Origin of the sequence: Sphingomonas oligoaromativorans (assembly GCF_011762195.1) — a bacterium.
GTDB lineage: Bacteria > Pseudomonadota > Alphaproteobacteria > Sphingomonadales > Sphingomonadaceae > Solisphingomonas > Solisphingomonas oligoaromativorans.
Window position 1 is genome coordinate 440106 of the sequence record NZ_JAASQK010000002.1, and the last position, 19596, is coordinate 459701.

Annotated in this window: 10 protein-coding genes; 6 read left to right on the top strand and 4 right to left on the bottom strand. The window is 68.5% G+C overall.

Annotated elements, in window-relative coordinates:
* Nucleotides 1–16: 16 nt before the first annotated feature.
* Genes FHS98_RS06155 through FHS98_RS06170 form a run of 4 tightly spaced genes read right to left on the bottom strand, consistent with a single transcriptional unit; the run spans nt 17 to nt 9289 of the window.
* Entirely contained in the window at nt 17–1498 is a 1482-nt protein-coding gene (locus FHS98_RS06155; protein ID WP_167101572.1) for an efflux transporter outer membrane subunit, read from the bottom strand.
* Nucleotides 1495–4812, bottom strand: coding sequence for an efflux RND transporter permease subunit (locus FHS98_RS06160; RefSeq protein ID WP_167101574.1), 3318 nt, complete (start codon nt 4810–4812; stop codon nt 1495–1497). Before FHS98_RS06160 ends, FHS98_RS06155 begins: the two co-directional genes overlap by 4 nt.
* Nucleotides 4809–7934: an efflux RND transporter permease subunit gene (locus FHS98_RS06165; protein ID WP_167101576.1), complete on the bottom strand. Its 3126-nt coding sequence runs from the start codon at nt 7932–7934 to the stop codon at nt 4809–4811. The genes FHS98_RS06160 and FHS98_RS06165 overlap by 4 nt, the downstream gene beginning before the upstream one ends.
* Before the next feature lie 11 nt (nt 7935–7945).
* Entirely contained in the window at nt 7946–9289 is a 1344-nt protein-coding gene (locus FHS98_RS06170; protein ID WP_167101578.1) for an efflux RND transporter periplasmic adaptor subunit, read from the bottom strand.
* Between the two features lie 291 nt (nt 9290–9580).
* Between FHS98_RS06170 and FHS98_RS06175 the strand changes: the two genes are divergently transcribed.
* The 6 genes from FHS98_RS06175 to hppD all read left to right on the top strand — a co-directional run bounded on the left by FHS98_RS06175 (nt 9581) and on the right by hppD (nt 19590).
* A complete protein-coding gene (locus tag FHS98_RS06175) occupies nt 9581–11119 on the top strand; it encodes an MDR family MFS transporter (protein WP_208402029.1) in 1539 nt (512 codons plus the stop codon).
* Between the two features lie 11 nt (nt 11120–11130).
* Nucleotides 11131–11637 (top strand): RNA polymerase sigma factor, encoded by a 507-nt coding sequence (locus FHS98_RS06180; RefSeq protein ID WP_167101580.1) that lies wholly within the window; start codon nt 11131–11133, stop codon nt 11635–11637.
* A 40-nt stretch (nt 11638–11677) separates the two neighbouring features.
* Complete coding sequence (locus tag FHS98_RS06185) at nt 11678–12640, top strand: FecR family protein (RefSeq protein WP_167101582.1); 963 nt, start codon at nt 11678–11680, stop codon at nt 12638–12640.
* Between the two features lie 13 nt (nt 12641–12653).
* A complete protein-coding gene (locus FHS98_RS06190; RefSeq protein ID WP_167101584.1) occupies nt 12654–15074 on the top strand; it encodes a TonB-dependent receptor in 2421 nt (806 codons plus the stop codon).
* A gap of 89 nt (nt 15075–15163) precedes the next feature.
* Nucleotides 15164–18379, top strand: a complete 3216-nt coding sequence (locus FHS98_RS06195; protein WP_167101586.1) for an autotransporter outer membrane beta-barrel domain-containing protein — start codon at nt 15164–15166, stop codon at nt 18377–18379.
* 161 nt (nt 18380–18540) lie between these two features.
* Nucleotides 18541–19590: a 4-hydroxyphenylpyruvate dioxygenase gene (gene hppD / locus FHS98_RS06200; RefSeq protein WP_167101588.1), complete on the top strand. Its 1050-nt coding sequence runs from the start codon at nt 18541–18543 to the stop codon at nt 19588–19590.
* Nucleotides 19591–19596 lie beyond the last annotated feature (6 nt).

Sequence of the window (19596 nt, forward strand, 5' to 3'; positions counted from 1 at the left end):
GAAGGCCGGAGAACCGTCAGGGCTGCTGGGACTTGCGGATCTCGGCGGCCCGCGCGGCTTCCGCGCCGTTGGTGATGTCCGCCTGGCTCCAGCCGCCGCCCAGCGCCTGGATGAGCGCCACCGCCGCGTTCTGCCGGTCGAGCTGGCCCTGGATCAGCGCGCGCCGGGCGGAAAGGGCGGTCGCCTGCGCGCTCACCACGTCGGTGTAGACGATGATGCCGGCGCGATACTGATCGCGGATCGAGGCCTCGCTCTTGTCCGCCGCCACCGATGCCTGCCGCAACAGCACCTCCTGCCGCGCCAGCACCTGCTCGGCGACGAGATTGTCCTGCACGTCCTGGAAGGCGGTGAGCGCCACCTGCCGGTAATTGGCGACCGCGCCCTCATAGGCCGCGCGCGCCTGCTGCACCTTCGCGCTACGGGCGCCGAAATCGAGGATCGTCTCGCTCACCTGCGCGCCCAGCGACCAGAGCAGCGCCGAAGACGCGAACAGCCCGGACAGCGAGCCATTGTTGAAGCCGCCATTGCCCGAGAGGCCGATGGTGGGGAAGAAGGCCGCCTTCTCCACGCCGATCTCGGCATTGGCGGCGGCGACCTGCCGTTCCGCCGAGGCGACGTCGGGGCGACGCTCGAGCAGCGTCGAGGGCAGCACCGCCGGCACGTCCGGCGTCACCGGGGTCCACGCGCCCGCCAGCGTGGGCAGCGTGAAGCTCGCCGGGTTCTCGCCGACCAGCACGGCGATGGCGTCCTCGAACTGGGTGCGTGTACGCTTCTCGCCTTCGAGATCGGACTGGGCGGAGGCGAGCTGGGACTGGCCCTGAAACACATCGGTATGCGGCGCGATGCCGGCATTATAGCGGTTGGTCGCGATCTGGAGCGAGCGCTGATAGGCCTCGACCGTCGCGGTCAGGCTCGCGATCTGGGCGTCGGCGGCGCGCAGGCTGAGATAGTCGGTGGCCAGCTCGCCGTGCAGCGCCAGCCGCGCCGAGGCGAGGTCCGCCAGCCGGGCCTGCTCGGTCGCGTGCGCGTTGGAGACGGTGTTGCCGATCTTGCCGAACAGGTCCGGCTGCCAGCTCCCGCCGAGCGACACGGTGTAATTGTTCGACACGCGCGCGCCCGAAGAGCTGACCCCGCCCGTCACGATGCTGCGCGATCCACCGGAGACGGTGTGCGTCACGCCGCCATTGGCGGTGACGGTCGGGAACAGGCTGGCCCGCGCCTCGCGGGTGGCGGCGCGCGCCTGGCGGTAGGTCGCGGCGGCCTGCGCGACGGTCTGATTGTGCGCGTCGGCCTTCGCGATGAGGTCGGTCAGCGTCGCGTCGTCGAAGCCGGTCCACCAGTCGCCGCGCAGGGCTCCATCGGACGGATTGGCGGGCTGCCAGCCCTCGACCGGCTTCCAGTCGGCCGGGAGCTTCATGACAGGCCGCGCATAATGCGGCGCGAAGGAGCAGCCGGCGAGGGCTGCGATCAGGACGGCGGAGAAGGCTTTACGGATCATGCGGGCAGCTCTCGCAGACGTCGCCGCCGGTCACGCCGCTCCCGGCGGCGCTCGGCAAGGCGATCGAGGCAGACATAGACGACGGGCGTCGTGATAAGGGTGAGGATCTGGCTCGCGACCAGACCGCCGACGATGGCGACGCCGAGCGGACGGCGCAGCTCCGCCCCCTCGCCGAAGCCGATGGCAAGCGGCAATGCGCCGAGCGCCGCCGCCAGCGTCGTCATCAGGATCGGGCGGAAGCGCAGCAGCGACGCCTCGCGCGCCGCCTGCTCGGCGGTGAGGCCCCGCGAGCGCTGCGCCTCCAGCGCGAAATCGATGATGAGGATCGCGTTCTTCTTCACGATGCCGAGCAGCAGGAACACGCCGATCAGCGCGATGATCGAGAAGTCCATGCCGAACATCATCAGCGCCAGCACCGCGCCCACGCCCGCCGCCGGCAGCGTCGACAGCACGGTGATCGGGTGGACGAGATTCTCGTAGAGCATCCCCAGCACGATATAGATCGTCACCAGCGCCGCCAGGATCAGCAGCGGCTGCGATCCCTGCTGCTGCTTGTAGGTGAGCGCGGCCCCCGCGAAGGTGCCGTGGACATTGTTGGGCAGCGCGATCCGGGCCGAAGCGGCGTCGATCGCGGCCTCCGCATCGGACAGCGCCTTGCCGGGCGCAAGATCGAAGGAGATGGTCGCCGCCACCTCGGTGCCTTGATGGTTGACGCTCGCGGCGGTCGGCGCCTGCCCGAAGGTCGCGATGGCGGGCAGCGGCACCATGTTGCGGAAGCTCGAACTCAGCGCGGACCCCGTCGAGGGATCGCGCAGCGCCGGGTTGGTGGGCACCGACGCCGTCGCCGTCTGGCCGGACTGGGTCGAGGTGGCGCTCGCCCCCACCGCCGTCCCCTGCGCGGAGAGGCCCGCCGACAGGCTGTTGCCGATGCCGCCCGCGCTGCCCGTCGTGGAGTTGACGCCCGTGCTGGGCGCCGCCGCCGCGCCGGCCGGAATGCGCACGTCGGGCAGGTTCTGCGGGCCGGTGGTGGCGCGCTGATCCCAGCCGAGGATCACGCTATACTGGTTGATATCCTCATAGATAGTCGCGACGTTGCGCTGGCCGAAGGCGTCGTAGAGCGCGTTGTCCACGTCCCGGGGCGAGATGCCGACGCGCGACGCCGCGTCTTTGTCGATGGTGACGAGGCTCTCGACGCCATTCTCGGCCAGATCGCTGTCGACATTCTGGAGGACGGGGCTGTCCTGCATCGCGATGGTCAGCTTTTCCGCCCATTTGCGAAGGTCGGCGCTGCTGTCGGCCATCAGCGTATACTGATAGGTCGCATTGCCCTGTCGCCCGCCGATGCGCAGATCCTGCACGGGCGAGAGGAACAGCCGGATGCCCTGCACCGGCTGGAGATGGCGCTGGAGCCGCTGGATCACGTCGGTGCTGGCGAGGCCGTGGCGCTGGCTCTGCGGCTTGAGCGCGATCATGATGAAGGCGCCGCCCGCGCGGCTGCCGCCGGTGAAGCCGACGACGCTCTGCACGGCATGGTCGCTCTTGATGATGCCGACGACCTGCTGGAGCTTGGTCTGCATCGACTGGAAGGACACGCTTTCGTCGGCCCGCACGCCGGCGAAGATCAGCGGGCTCTCCTGCTGCGGGAAGAAGCCCTTGGGCGCCACGGCATAGAGGTAGAAGGTGAGCCCGATCACCGCGAAGAGCAGCAGCAGCACCAGCGGCTTCATCGCCAGCGCCCAGTCGAGCGCGGCGGCGTAGCCCCGCTCGATCCGCTGATAGCCGCGCTCCAGCACGCGCCCGATGCGCCCTTCGCGCCGCCCCTCGCCCGGCTCGCCCGAGCGCAGGAACCAGGCGCACAGCATCGGCGTCATCGTGAGCGACAGCAGCAGCGAGATCATCACCGCCACCGACAGCGTCACCGCGAACTCGCGGAACAGGCGGCCGACGATGCCGCCCATGAACAAGAGCGGGATGAACACCGCCACCAGGCTCACCGACATCGACAGCACGGTGAACCCCACCTCGGACGCACCCTTCAGCGCGGCATCGAAGCGGTTCATCCCCTGCTCCAGATGGCGGGTGGTGTTCTCCAGCACGACGATCGCGTCATCCACCACGAAGCCCGTCGCCACCGTGATCGCCATCAGCGACAGGTTGTTGAGGCTGAACCCCAGCAGATACATCACGCCGAACGTGCCGAGCAGCGACACGACCGTCGCCACCGCCGGGATCATCGTCGAGCGCAGATCGCGCAGGAAGGCGAACACCACGATCACCACGAGGATCAGCGCGATCAGCACGGTGATCTCGATCTCGCGGATCGAGGCGCGGATCGAGCTGGTGCGATCGACCGCGACCGCCACCTTGATGTCGGCGGGGAGCTGCGCCTCCAGTGCGGGCAACTCGGCACGGATGGCGTCGACCATCTGGATCAGGTTCGCGCCCGGCTGCTGCGTGATGTTGACGATGATCGCGCGCTGGCCGTTGTAGAGGCCCATGGTGCGCGTGTCGGCGACGCTGTCGGTGACGTCGGCGATGTCGCCGAGCCGCACCGCCGCGTCGCCGCGCCACGCCACGACGAGCGGGCGATAGTCCACCGCCTTGCGCCCCGCCGCGTTGGTGTAGATCTGCCAGCTCCGCCCGTCGGCGCCCTGCAACACGCCCTTGGGACGGTTGGCGTTGGCGGCCTCGATCGCGGCGCGGACATCCTCCATCGCGATGCCGTACTGGCTCAGCCGATAGGGGTTCACCGAGACGCGCACCGCCGGCAGCGAGCCGCCGCCCACCTCGACATCGCCGACGCCGGCGATCTGGAGCATGTGCTGCTGCACGATGTTGGACACGGAATCGTAGATCGAACCCGGCGTGCGCGTGTCGGAGGTGAGCGCCAGCGTGACGACCGGCTGGTTGGCCGGGTTCACCTTGCGATAGGTTGGATTTTGCCGCAGCGTCGCGGGCAGGTCGACGCGGCTGGCGTTGATCGCCGCCTGCACCTCGCGCGCGGCGCCGTCGATATTCTTGCCGAGATTGAACTGGAGCGTGATCCGCGTCGAGCCGAGCGCGCTTTGCGAGGTCATCTCGGTCACGCCCGAGATGGTCGAAAGCCGCCGTTCGAGCGGGGTCGCCACGCTCTGCGCCATCACCTCGGGGCTCGCGCCCGAAAGGTTGGCAGACACGCTGATCGTCGGGAAGTCCACCTGCGGCAGCGGCGCCACCGGCAGCGAGAAGAAGCCCGCGATCCCGGCCAGCGCCAGCCCGATCGTCAGCAGGATGGTGCCGATCGGCCGCCGGATGAAGGGCGCCGACAGGTTCATGGGGTGGCTTCCGGCCCGATATCCGGCCCCGGAACATGATCTTGGGACTTCACGCCCCAACCGCGCCGGGCGAGCCGCTGCTGCGCCTTGTCGAAATAGAGATAGACGATCGGCGTGGTGAACACGGTGAGCAACTGGCTCACCAGCAGGCCGCCGAAGATCGCGATGCCGAGCGGACGGCGCAGCTCCGCCCCCTGCCCCATGCCGACCATCAGCGGGATCGCTGCGAACAGCGCCGCCAGCGTCGTCATCAGGATCGGGCGGAAACGCAGGATCGCCGCCTGCCGGATCGCTTGCGCCGGAGGCAGCCCCTCGTCGCGCTCGGCAGCGATCGCGAAGTCGATCATCATGATCGCGTTCTTCTTCACGATGCCGATCAGGAGCACGATGCCGATGATGCCGATGATGTCGAGGTCATGCCCCGTCACCCACAGCGCCAGCAGCGCCCCCACCGCCGCCGACGGCAGCGTGGACAGGATCGTCACCGGATGGATGAAGCTCTCATAGAGCACGCCCAGCACGATATAGACGCAGATCACCGCCGCGAGGATCAGCCAGAGCTGATTGGTCAGCGACGAGGAGAACGCCCCCGCCGCGCCGAGGAAGGTGATCGAGATGCCGGGCTTGAGCTGGACCGCCTTCACCTTCGCCTGGATCGCGCTCACCGCCGTGCCGAGCGAGACGCCGGGCGCGGTGTCGAAGCCGATCGTCGCCGCCGGGAACTGGCCGACATGGGTGATCTGGAGCGGGGACTTGCCCTCGGTGATGGTCGCCACCGCATTCAGGGGCGTCGCCCCGCCCTGCGCCGGCAGATGGAGCAGCCCCAGCGACTGCGGATCGGAGAGCAGGCCGGGGGCCGCCTCCAGGATCACGCGATACTGGGTCGTCTCGGTGAAGATGGTCGAGACGATGCGCTGGCCGAACGCCGAATAGAGCGTGTCGTCCACCGACGAGGCGGTGATGTTGAGCCGCGCCGCCGTGTCGCGATCGATGTTGATATAGGCCGCCGCCCCTTCCGCGCCCGCATCGGTGGTGACGTTGCGGACCTTGGAGACGGATTGCAGCGCCTTCACGATGCGCCTGGCCTCGGCGTTGACGTCCGCCGTGTTCGAGCCCTGCACCGAGAAGCGATACTGGGTCGGCCCGCTCTCGGCATCGATCGTCAGATCCTGCGTCGGCTGGAGATAGAGGGTCAGCCCCGGAATCTGGTCCACCGCCTGCTTCAGGCGGCGCATCACACGCTCCTGGCTGCCGTGGCTTTCCTTGAGGTTGATGAGCATCGTGCCCGTATTGAGCGCGGCATTGTTCGATCCGTCGACGCCGACGAAGGACGACAGCGACTGGACCGACCGGTCCTGAAGGATGAGGTTCGCCGCCTGCCCCTGCAACTGCGCCATGCGATCGTAGGAGACGCTGCTCGTGGCGACGATGCGCGCCTGAAGCTGGCCGGTGTCCTGCGTCGGGAACAGCCCCTTGGGGATGACGAGATAGAGCAGCGCCGTCAGCACCAGCGTCGCGATCGCGACCATCAGCGTGGCGAAACGACGCGCCAGCACGAAGTCGAGCCCGCGGGTGTAATGCCCCTCAAGCCATGTGAAGGCCGCCGCCGAACGCTCTGCGATGCGGCTGGGATGCTCGTCCTTGGGCTCCTTGAGCCAGCGCGCCGAAAGCATCGGCGTCAGAGTCAGCGAGACAACCGCCGAGATCAGGATGGTCACCGCCAGCGTCACCGCGAACTCGCGGAACAGGCGGCCGACGATGTCGCCCATGAACAAGAGCGGGATCAGCACCGCGATCAGCGAGACGGTGAGCGATATGATCGTGAAGCCGATCTCGCCCGCGCCCTTCAGCGCCGCTTCGAAGGGCTTCATCCCCTCCTCGATATGGCGCTGGATATTCTCGATCATCACGATCGCGTCGTCGACGACGAAGCCGGTCGCGATGGTGAGCGCCATGAGCGACAGGTTATCGAGGCTGTAGTTCAGCAGATACATCACGCCGAACGTGCCGATCAGCGAGATCGGCACCGCCAGCCCCGCCACCAGCGTCGCGCGCGCCGAGTGCAGGAAGAAGAAGATCACCAGCACGACCAGCGCCACCGCCAGCACCAGCTCGAACTCGACATCATGCACCGAGGCGCGGATGCCGGTGGTGCGATCGGCCAGCACCTCGGCATGGAGGCCGGCGGGCAGGCTCTTCAGCAGTTCGGGAAGCTCCGCCTTGATGGCGTCGGTGGTCTGAATGACGTTCGCGCCCGGCTGGCGCTGGACGTTGAGGATGATCGCCGGTGTCTTGCCGGCCAGCGCGCCCAGGCGGGCATTCTCCGCCCCCTCAACGACTTGCGCCACATCCTTGAGGCGGACCGGCGCGCCATTCTGATAGCTGACGATCAGATCCTGATAGTCCTGAACCGTCTCAAGCTGGTCGTTGGCGTTGATCTGGTAGGAGCGGTTCGCGCCGTCGAAGCTGCCCTTCGCGCTGTTCGCATTGGCGTTATCGATCGCCGTGCGGAGCTGGGCCAGCGACAGGCCGTAGCTCGACAGCGCCTGCGTGTCGGCGCGGATGCGCATCGCCGGCTTCTGCCCGCCCGCCAGCCCGACGAGGCCGACGCCGGTGATCTGGCTGATCTTCTGGGCAAGCCGCGTGTCGACGATCGACTGCACCTGCGTCAGCGGGATCGTCTTGGACGTGATCGCGATCGTCATGATCGGCGCGTCGGCCGGGTTGATCTTGGCGTAGACCGGCGGCGCGGGCAGATCCGCCGGGAGCAGCGCGGTGGAGGCGTTGATCGCCGCCTGCACCTCCTGCTCGGCGACGTCGAGGCCCTCGGTCAGCCCGAACTGGAGCGTGATGACCGACGCACCGGCCGAACTGGTCGAGGCCATGCGGCTCAAGCCCGGCATCTCGCCGAACTGGCGCTCCAAAGGCGCCGTCACCGTCTGGCTCATCACCTCCGGGCTGCCGCCCGGATAGAGCGTCGTCACCTGGATGGTGGGATAATCCACCTCCGGCAGCGCGGACAGCGACAGGAAGTGGAAACCCACCAGCCCCGCCAGCACGATGGCGAGCATGAACAGCGCGGTGGCGACCGGCCGCAGGATGAAGAGACGCGAAGGGCCCATGGCTGAGATCGTCAGCCGCCGTTTCCGCCGCGCCGGCGGTGATGGCCGCCCGCGCCGGCCTTGCCGGCGCCCACCGCCGGCTGATCGCCTGGCAGCGCGACCTTGGCGCCTTCGGTCAGGCGGTCGCCGCCGTCGGTGATGGCGATGTCGCCCACCGCGAGGCCGTCGGTGATCTGCACCTTGTCGTTGGCCATCACCCCCGTCTTCACCTTGCGCTCGGTGACGGTGCGGTCAGCCTTCAGCAACCATACGAAGCTGCCATCCGGGCCGGAGCGCACCGCAGACGGTGGCACCGTCACGGCGTTCTTCACCGTGTCGATGGTGAGGCGGACGTTCACGAACTGGCTCGGATAGAGCTGGTTGCCGCTGTTGGCGAAGCGGGCCTTGCCCTTGATCGTGCCGGTGGTGGTGTCGACGCGGTTGTCGAGCGTCGAGAAGCGGCCGGTGTCGAGCGTCTGCGTGCGCGTGCTGTCGAGCGCCAGCGCCGGGATCTCGGCCCCCTGCGCCTCGCGCTTGTTGATCGCGGGGCCTTGCTGCTGCGGGATCGCGAACTCGACGTCGATCGGCTGGAGCGTCGTCACCACCGCGACGCCGTTAGTGTCGCCCGCCGCGATATAATTGCCGACATCGACCACGCGGATGCCCACGCGGCCCGCCACCGGCGAGATGATCTTCGTATAGCCGAGGTTGATCTCGGCCGCCTGCACCTGCCCCTGATCGACGGCGATCGTGCCTTCGAGCTGGTGGACGAGCGCGGCCTGCGTGTCGCGATCCTGCCGGGCGATCGAATCCTGCTGGATCAGGATGTCGTAGCGCTTGAGCTGGACGCGGGCGTTCTCGAGCTGCGCCTTGTCGCGGATCAGCGCGCCCTGCGCCTGGAGGAGCTGCGCGCGATAGGGGCGCGGATCGATGATCGCCAGAGTCTCGCCCTTGCGGACCATCTGGCCTTCGCGGAACAATATCTGCGTGATCGTGCCCGATATCTGCGGGCGGACCGTGACGGTCGCGGCCGGCGTCACCGTGCCCAGCGCCTCGGCCTGGATCGGCAGGTCGGCCAGCGTCGCCCTGGCGGTGCCGACCGTCGTCGGCTGGTTCATCCCGCCCCGGCCGCCGAAGCGGCCGCCGCCACCGCGATGACGGCCCGCGCTGGCCCCGCCCTGCTGCGAGGAAGAAGAGGAGGAGTGCGACAGATACCACGCCAGCCCGATCAGCAGCGCCAACCCGATCAGGCCGCCGATCCAGCTCAGCATCTTGCCTCGCCCGCTCATCCGGCGCGGCTCCTCGTCGGCCCAGCGCATCGGCTCGGGCCGCGCGGCCGAAGGGTCGGCGGAAGGGGGCAGATCGTCGTGGCTCATGATGGTTCCGCTATTCTTGCACGCTGAGGCCGTAACGGCGTTCAGATGCAGCAATATGTCAAGGATGCAATCTCGTTCCGCGCCACAATCGAGCGCGGAAACACGCTTGGGCGCAACGGGATTTCTCCGGCGGAAAGTGGTTACAATCGGGTGACGCGAGGCCTATGTAGCCATCGTCACGGTACGCCCGCACCCAGACGAGCGGCTTTTCGACAAGGAGAGGCCCCGTCCCAGAACGGAAAGCCCGACCATGTCCGCGTCTTCACCCGCCCTTTCCGCCGAGCCTCGCCGATGCTGAAGCCCCGGCGGCGCGGAATGGCCTCGGTCAATGCCGAGGTGCGCGACGGCATCGTGCCCGCCGCCGGATCGATCACCCAGACGCATGACGAAGGCCCGCCACATTCCGGCGCCAACTACCGCCTGATCGCGCTGATTATCGCCTGCGCGCTGTTCATGGAGAATCTGGACGCGACGGTGCTCGCCACCGCGCTTCCCACCATGGCGCATGATTTCGGCGTGCGCGCGCCGGCGATGAGCATCGCGCTCACCTCCTATCTGCTGGCGCTCGCGCTGTTCATCCCCGCCTCGGGCACGATGGCGGACCGTTTCGGCGCGCGCACCGTGTTCGGGGCGGCGATCCTGATCTTCATGGCCGGCTCGCTCGCCTGCGGACAGGCGCCGACGCTGGAGGTGATGGTCGTCGCCCGCTTCGTGCAGGGCATCGGCGGGGCGATGATGATCCCGGTCGGCCGCCTCGTGCTGCTGCGCTCGGTCGCCAAGCAGGACATGGTGTCGGCGATGTCGTGGCTCATCATGCCGGCGCTGATCGGGCCGATCGTCGGCCCGCCGCTGGGCGGCTTCATCGTCACCTATCTGGACTGGCGCTGGATCTTCTACCTGAACCTGCCGGTCGGCATCGTCGGCGTGCTGCTGGTCTGGCGCTTCATCGCCAATATCCGGGAGGAGACGGTGGCGCCCTTCGATCCCGTCGGCTTCGGGTGGAGCGGCGTGTCGCTCGGCTGCCTGCTGTTCGGCTTCGAGATGACCAGCCGCGCCGGCGCGGGCCGCATCGCCGCGGCGCTGATCGCGATCGGCCTGGTGACCGGCGCCCTCTATATCCGCCATGCGCGGCGCCATGCCGATCCGATCCTCGACCTCTCGCTGCTCAAGGACGAGAATTTCCGCCTGTCGGTGATCGCCGGATCGCTCACCCGCATCACGCAAGGATCGCTGCCCTTCCTGCTGCCGCTGATGATGCAGCTCGGCTTCGGGCTCACCGCCGCGCAATCGGGCACGATCACGGTGGCGACGGCGATGGGATCGCTCGCCATGAAGGGGCTGGCGCCGCGTATCCTCAAACGCTTCGGCTTCCGCAACACGCTGGTGGTGAACGGGCTGATCGGCACGCTCGGCTACGCGATCTGCGGCGCCTTCCGGCCGAGCTGGCCGCTGCCGGCGATCTTCGCGACGCTGGCGATCTGCGGCTTCTTCTTCTCCTTCCAGTTCACCGCCTACAACACCATCGCCTATGACGGGATCGACCGGAAACGCATGTCCGTGGCGACGAGCTTCTACTCCACCTTCCAGCAACTGATGCTCTCGCTCGGCATCTGCGTGGCGGCGAGTTCGCTTCGCCTGTCGATGCTGGCGCATCATGCCGAGAAGCCTGCGCTCCACGATTTCACCGTCGGCTTCCTCGTCGTGACGGGGATTTCGGCGCTGGCGACGGTGTGGAACCTGCGTTTCGCGCCCGATGCGGGCGCCGAGATCAGCGGACGCGTGCCCGTCCGTCGCGCCAAGCGGATGGAACCCGAACCAAGGCTGCGCTAACGAACGCGGCCATGAGTGATGGCCTTCAGGCGATCTTCCTGGCGAACCAGCCCACGCTCCTGCGCTTCCTGACGGCGCGGGGAGCCGGCACGGACGCGGAGGATCTGCTTCAGGAATTGTGGCTGAAGATATCGACGGCGGCGACCGGGCCGGTGGCGAATCCCCTGTCCTATCTGTTCCGCGCCGCCGAGAATCTGATGCGGGACCGCTATCGCGCCACCCGGCAGGCGACGCTCCGCGATATCGCATGGGACGAGAGCCAGAGCCCCGCTTCGCCCGGCGTCTCCGATACGCCCGCCGGCGAGCGCGTGCTGATCGCGCGGGAGGAGCTGGCGCGCGTCGAGGCGGCGCTGGAGGCGCTGGGCGAGCGGGCGCGCGAGGCCTTCCGCCTCCACCGCATCGAGGGCCTCGCCCAGCGCGCCATCGCCGCGCAACTGGGCGTCAGCCTCAGCACGATCGAAAGCGACATGCGGCGCGCCTATCGCGCCATAATGGACGCACGGGAGGATCGGGAATGAGGTGTTTTCCGATCGACTCCGTTCTCTCTGCGAAGGCAGCATGATGACGGACCGGCACAACAGCTTGCGCGACGAGGCGATCGAATGGGTCATCCGGCTCGGCGATCCCGCGTTCGGCGATTGGGAGGGCTTCACGGCCTGGCTCGAGGCGGACCCGGCGCATCTCGCCGCCTATGACGCCGTGGTCGCCGCCGGCGAGGCGGTCGACCCGTCGCTGCGCGCCCTGCCCCAGACGCCCGCTACGCCGACACGGCCGGAAACGACGATGCCGGAGCGCAAGGCCCGCGCGCGCTGGGCTGCGGGCGGCCTGATCGCCGCCGCGATCGTCGGCGGGCTCGGCTGGACCGCCATGAACCTCCGCCCCGCCCCCTATGCGATCGAGACCGGCCCCGGCGAGCACCGCATCGTCTCGATCGGCACCGCCACCATCGCGCTCAACGGCGACACCAGGCTGCGGCTCGACCATCATGATCCGCATGTCGCCACGCTGGAGCGCGGCGAGGCGCTGTTCGACGTCCGCCATGACGAGGAGCATCCCTTCGCGGTGCGCGTCGGTGACGACGAGGTGCAGGACGTCGGCACCCGCTTCGACGTGACGCGCGAAGGCGAGGACGTGCGCGTCGCGGTGGCGGAAGGCAGCGTGGTCTACAATCCGCGCGGCGAGGCCGTGCATCTCGGGCCGGGGCAGCAGCTCGCGGCCGCCGGGGATGCCTCGACGCTGCACCTGACGCGTACCGCCGTGGCCGATATCGGCGGCTGGCGCGAGGATCGCCTGAGCTACGAGCAGGCGCCGCTCGCCACCGTCGCCGCCGATCTGTCGCGCGGGCTCGGCATCGATGTGGAGGCCGCGCCCGATGTCGCTCACCAGCGCTTCACCGGCGTGATCGCCTATGGCGGGGACAAGACCCGCTTCCTCGCCGGCCTCGGCCCGCTGCTTGACGTCGGCGTGGAACATGGTCACCAACGCTGGCTGCTGATCCGAAAGCCCGAATCCCGCCCATAATCCCGCTCCGGTATTGAACGCCCGCCTCCCTCTGTTCGCCGCGGCAGCGGCGCTGATCGCACCGGCTTCTGCCGTCGCGGACGTTCGCCATTCGATCGATCTCGACGCCGGCCCGCTCGCCGCCTCCGTCGTGGCGCTGAGCCGCGCCACCGGGGCGAGCATCCGCGTGGGAGACGCGGGCCTCTGGCAACGGAAGGTGCCTGCGGTGCAGGGGCGGCTGACGGTCAATCAGGCGCTGCACCGGATGCTGGCCGGATCGGGCGCGCATCCCGAACGCATCGGCACGACGAGCTGGCAGATCGCCGCCGACCCCCGCCGGGCCGCGCCGCCTCCGTCCTCCGTCGAGGAGAAGGATGCGAATCCGATCGTGGTCAGCGCCAGCAAGCGCGGCACGCTGCTGCGTGATTTCCCCGGCACCGTCTCGATCCTGTCGGGCGCGGACTTCGCGACGGGCGGCCCCGCCGACAGCGACAGCCTCGCCAGCCGCGTCTCCAGCGTCACCTCCACCCATCTCGGCGCGGGGCGCGACAAGCTCTTCATCCGGGGCGTCGCGGATTCAGGGCTGGTCGGCCAGTCGCAGGCGACGGTGGGCCAGTATCTGGGCGACGTGCGCCTCACCTACAACGCGCCCGACCCCGACCTGAAGCTCTACGACGTCGCCTCGGTCGAGGTGCTGGAAGGGCCGCAGGGCACGCTCTACGGCGCGGGATCGCCGGGCGGCATCATCCGCATCGTCCGCCGCGATCCGGTGCTGGACCGGTTCGAGGGCGGCGCCACGCTCGGCGCCTCCACCGTCGCACACGGCGCGGCGGGGGTGGACGGATCGGCCACGCTCAACCTGCCGATCGTGGACGATCATGCCGCGCTCCGCATCGTCGGCTATGCGAGCAGCGATGGCGGCTATATCGACAATCTCACCACCGGGCAGAAGAACATCAACCGCGTCCATACCGAGGGCGGGCGCGCCATGCTCCGCCTCGCGCCGGGCGACGGCTGGACGATCGACGTCGGCGGCACCGCGCAGAACATCCACGGCGACGACAGCCAATATGCCGACCGCGACAGCCCGTCGCTCACCCGGCACAGCACCATCGCCCAGCCCTATGACGACAATTACCGGATGGGCGAGCTGAACATCGCCAAGGATCTGGGGGATCTGCATTTCACCATCTCCGGCGCGCTCATCCGCCAGACGGTGGACGAGCGTTTCGACGCGACGGTGACGCCGGGGGATTATCGCCTGTTCCGCCAGCGCAACCACACCACCCTGGCCTCCACCGAAAGCCGCCTGTCGCGGCCGATGCGCGACGGATTCGGCTGGGTGATCGGCACCAGCTATCTCCACAACAGCGCGCGGCTGACCCGCACACTCGGCCCGGTCGACGCGACGCCGCCGTCCACCGGCGTGGTGAACATCGTGGAGGAGGAGACGCTGTTCGGCGAGGCCTCCGTCGAGCCGCTGCACGGCCTCACGCTCACCGGCGGCGGGCGCCTCACCCATTCGCGGCTGACCGGCCATCCGCTCGATCCCGGCCAGCTTCTCCTCGCGGCGGCGAAGGAGGTCGACACCAGCAGCCGTTCCGAGACCAAGTTCCTCCCCTCCTTCTCCGCTTCAGTGGAGCCGGGGCGCGGGGTGATCCTGTTCGCCCGCTACCAGCAGGGCTTCCGCCCCGGCGGGCTCGGCATCGGCAACTACATGATCCAGCGCTTCCGCAGCGATCGGGTGGCGACGATGGAGACGGGCGTGCGCTGGTCGCCGCCGGGCAGCGACCGCTTCAGCCTCGCGGCCTCCGTCGCGCATACCGACTGGCGCCATGTGCAGGCGGATTTCCTCGACGCGCTGGGCCTGCCCGTCACCACCAACATCGGCGACGGCCGCATCTGGTCCTTCGACATGCGCGCCGTCTGGCGGCCGATCCCGGAACTGCGCCTCGAAGGCTCGTTCATCGTCAACAACAGCAAGCTCACGCGCCCGGATGCGGAAGGCCTGCGCGCCATCCGCCTGTTCGCTCCCCCGCAAGGCATCGGCCAGCCGCTGCCCACCGTCACCGAACCGGCCAGCCTCAGCGCGGTGCAGGAAGTGGAACGGCAACTGCCCAACGTCGCCGAACTGGGCGGGCGCGTCGGCGTGGACTATCGCCATGTCTTCGCAGGCGGGCTCGAACTCACCACCAACGGCTGGGCGCGCTATATCGGCAAGTCCCGCCTCGGCGTCGGCCCGGTGCTGGGCGGCACGGAGGGCAATTATGTCGACACCGGCTGGTCCATGCGGTTGGGGCGCGGCAAGTCGGGCGTGACGCTCTCCATCACCAACCTGCTCGATACGGCGGGCAATCGCTTCGCGCTCGGCACGCCACTCGACGTCCAGCGCGGGGGCGAGATCACTCCGCTCCAGCCCCGAACCGTGCGCCTCGGTTTCGACACGCATTTTTAGACCAAGGTCGGCCGCGAACGTCTCCGTCTTCACGCTAATGGGGGAGGCCCCGGAGCCATCCCTCGTCGCGTAGACGATAAAGGGGTTCCATGCGCAGCCTGTTCGCCACCACCTGCCTCACGCCCATCGCGTTCGGGCTGTTCGCCACCTCCGCCGCGTCCGCCGCCAACCCCGTCGTCACCATCAGCGCGTCGCAGACCACGCCGGTCCTCACCGCCACGGCCGGCACCGGCGGCACGCCCGCCGATATCAGCATCACAAGCGCGGGCACCGTCTCGCCCACCTCGGGCACGGCCGTCACGATCAACAGCGACAACGCCGTCACCAATGCCGGCACGATCTCGATCAACGGGGCGAACGACGCGATCGGCATCCTCGCCAACGCCGGCGTCTCCGGCGGAATCACCAACAGCGGCACGATCACCGTCAGCGAAACCTACACGCGCACCGACACCAACGACGACGGCGTGCTGGACGGCCCGTTCGCGCAGGGCTCCGGCCGATACGGCATCCGCACGGCGGGCGCTTTCACCGGCGATATCGCCAGCAGCGGCTCGATCAACGTCGAGGGCAATGACTCGGCCGGCATCTCGCTCGACGGCCCGCTGACCGGTTCGCTCACCCAGAGCGGCACCATCGGCATCGTCGGCGACCGCACCGTCGGCATACGGGCGGGCAATATCAGCGGCAACGTGGCGCTGAACGGATCGATCAGCGCGGTCGGCCTCAACGCCTCGGCCGTCCTGCTCAACGGCGACATCGGGGGCACGCTGGTCGTGCAGGGCGCGATGACCTCGACGGGCTACAGCTCGACCACGCTTCCCAGCGACGTGACCAAGCTCACCGCGGACAATCTGCTCCAGGGCGGGCCGACGATGCAGATCGCCGGCAGCGTCGCGGGCGGCGTGCTGTTCACCGCCGCCACCTCGACCACGGATTCGAGCGGCAACACCGTCACCACGACCGCCGCTTCGCTCACCAACTACGGCTCCGCCCCGGCGCTGCTGATCGGCGCGAGCGACCATGGCATCACGCTGGGCGCCGTCACCTCGGACGCGGACAAGCATGGCCTCGTCATCAACGGCAGCGTCTCGGGCAACGGCGTCTATGACGGCGTCGCCGCCAACGGCCTCGTGATCGGCGGCCAGGGCGGCACGGTGAACGTCGCCAACGGCATGACCGTCGGCGGCGCCATCGCCGCCACCGCCAACAACGCGACGGCCACCGCCGTGCGCATCGGCAGCGGCGCCACCGTGCCGCAGGTGACGGTGAGCGGCACGATCTCGGCCAGCGGCGGCGGCACGAATGGCGGCTCGGCCATAGGCCTCCAGATCGATGCCGGCGCCTCTGTCAGCTCGATCGTCAACAGCGGCACCATCCAGGCCACCGCCACCGATACGGCGTCGAGCACCGCGGCGATCCTCGACAAGTCCGGCCAGGTGACCTCGATCACCAACAGCGGCACGATCGCGGCGGCCGGCGGCGCGGACGGACAGAATGTCGCGATCGACCTTTCGGCCTCGTCCTCGGCCGTCACCATCACCCAGCCGGTCGCGGCCTCGGGTGCCACGGCACCGTCGATCAAGGGCGACGTTCGCTTCGGCAGCGGCAATAACAGCTTCGTCATCGCGGACGGCACCGTCACCGGGAACACCAGCTTCGCGAACGGCGACAGCAACGTGGCTCTCTCGGGCGACGCCGCGTACACCGGCGATGTCGCCTTCGGACAAAACGGCACCAAGACGCTGTCCCTCGCGAACACCTCAACCTTCGTTGGCTCCGCGGACTTCGGTGGCGGCCTGGCCCTCGGCCAGCTCTCGATTTCCGACACGGCCAGCTTCACCGGTACGCTCGACAACAGCGGCAACACGGCGGTGACGGTGAAGGGCGGCACGCTCAACGTAACGCGCACGGGCAACACCTCGCTCGCCTCGCTCGCGGTGTCCGGCAACGGCACCCTCGGCGTCACCATTGATGGCACGACGGGCGCGAATACGATCTATAACGCCAACACGGCCAGCTTCGACACCGGCTCGAAGCTTGCGCTGCACTTCTCCGACATCAACCACACCGTCGGCACCTATGCGGTGGTGACCGCCAACACGATCACCGGCGCCACCAACCTGACGACGACGGGCACGGTGCTGCCCTATCTCTACAAAGCCACCGTCACCGCCAACGGCGCCAACGAGATCGACGTCTCGGTGGCCCGCAAGTCGGCGACCGAACTCGGCCTCAACCGCGCGCAGGCGGCCGCCTATGACGCGGTCTACGCGGCGATCGCGGCGGACAAGCCGATCGGCGACTCCTTCCTCGGCATCACCGATGCGTCGAGCTTCAACCACAGCTTCCGCTCGCTGCTGCCGGATTTCGCCGGCGGCGCGTTCGACACGGTGACCTCGGGCTCACGCGCCACCGCGCGGATGCTCGCCGACCCGGATGCCCCGATCGCCGACGAAGGCGGCTGGGCCTTCTGGCTCCAGCAGGTCGGCTGGGGCCGCACCAAGGCGATCAGCGACACGGCCGGCTATCACATCAACGGCTGGGGCGCGTCGGGCGGCGCCGAGATCAAGGCGGGCGAACTCGGCCGCTTCGGCGTGTCGGTCGCCTATCTCGCGGGCAATGACGATGACAGCGGCACCACCAACGAGGTGAACTCCAACCAGTATGAACTGGCCGCTTACTGGCGCTCCGACTGGGGGCCTCTCCACGCCTTCGCGCGCGGATCGTGGGCGACGATCGACTTCAAGAGCCATCGCCGCTTCGACGGCATGGACGGCGACGACAAGGTGCTGCGCAACGCCGAGGGCAAGTGGAGCGGCAAGCTCTACTCCGGCACGGCGGGCCTCTCCTACAAGCTGCAACTGGGCAGCTTCTCGCTGCGTCCGCAGGCCTCGGTCGACTATTATCACCTGCACGAGGGCCACTATGCCGAAGACGGCGGCGGGGTCGGCATGGACCTGATCGTCGACGGCCGCACCAGCGACGAACTGGCGGCCAACGGCTCGGTGGCGCTGGGCTACAACTTCTTCGACCTCACCGAGGACGAGGGCGGCTTCTTCCGCGCCGAGATCGAGGGCGGCCGCCGCCAGCTCGTCGGCGGGTCGCTGGGCAGCACCACCGCCCACTTCACCGGAGGCCAGGATTTCACCCTCACGCCGGAAGACCGCACCAGCGGCTGGACCGGCGCCTTCCGCCTCAAGGGCGGCACCCGCGGCTACACCATCAGCGGTGAGTTCAGCGGCGAGCAGCAGCAGAATCGAGTGTCCGTAGCGTTGCGTGCCGGGCTCCAGATCGGGTTCTGATCGGGAGCCCAGGAAAAGGGGCGCGGTCGCGAGGCCGCGCCCCCTTTTTCATGGCCCGCATCCGCCGCAGCGGATGCACGAATTGGCCCCTCCCCCCCTTTGACTCCGGGGCGCCCGATCCCATATTGGTAACGATTGTTACCGACCTCTGGAGATCGACCATGACGCAGGATCAAACGAACCCGCTCGGGCTCGACGGCTTCGCCTTCTGCGAATTCACCTCGCCCGATCCGGCCCGCATGGGCGCCCAGCTCGAACAGCTCGGCTTCGTGCCGGCCGCCCGCGTGCCGGCCCGCGGCCTGACCCTCTATCGCCAGGGCCGCATCGCCTTCGTGCTCAACGCCGGCGAGGGCCACGCCGCCGCCTTCCGCGCCGAGCATGGCCCCTCCGCCAACGGCATGGCCTTCAAGGTCGCCAACGCCGCCGACGCGCACCGCATCGCGCTGGAGCGAGGCGCCACCAACGCCGACACCTCCAACAGCGCCTTCCCGAACGCCAGGGCGATCGAGGGCATCGGTGGCTCGCTGCTGTATCTGGTCGACAGCGATCCCTTCGCCGACTGGGAGGAAGTGCCCGGCTGGCAGGAAGCGTCGGCGAAGAACAATGTCGGCCTCGACCTGCTCGACCACCTCACCCACAATGTGAAGCGCGGCCAGATGCGCGTGTGGTCGGCCTTCTACAACAAGCTCTTCGGCTTCGAGGAGCAGAAGTATTTCGACATCAAGGGCAAGGCGACCGGCCTGTTCAGCCAGGCGATGATCGCGCCCGACAAGGCGATCCGCATCCCCCTGAACGAGAGCCAGGACGACAAGAGCCAGATCGAGGAATTCATCCGCGATTACAACGGCGAAGGCATCCAGCACCTCGCGCTCACCACCGACAATATCTACGAGACGGTCGAGAAGCTCCGCGCCCGCGGCGTGCGCCTTCAGGACACGATCGAGACCTATTACGAGCTGGTCGACAAGCGCGTCCCCGGCCATGGCGAGGATCTGGAGCGGCTGAAGAAGAACCGCATCCTGATCGACGGCAATGTCGGCGACGAGGGCATCCTGCTCCAGATATTCACCGAGAACACCTTCGGCCCGATCTTCTTCGAGATCATCCAGCGCAAGGGCAATGAGGGCTTCGGCAACGGCAATTTCCAGGCGCTCTACGAGTCGATCGAGCTGGATCAGATTCGTCGCGGCGTCATTACCGTGGATGCCTAAGGCATC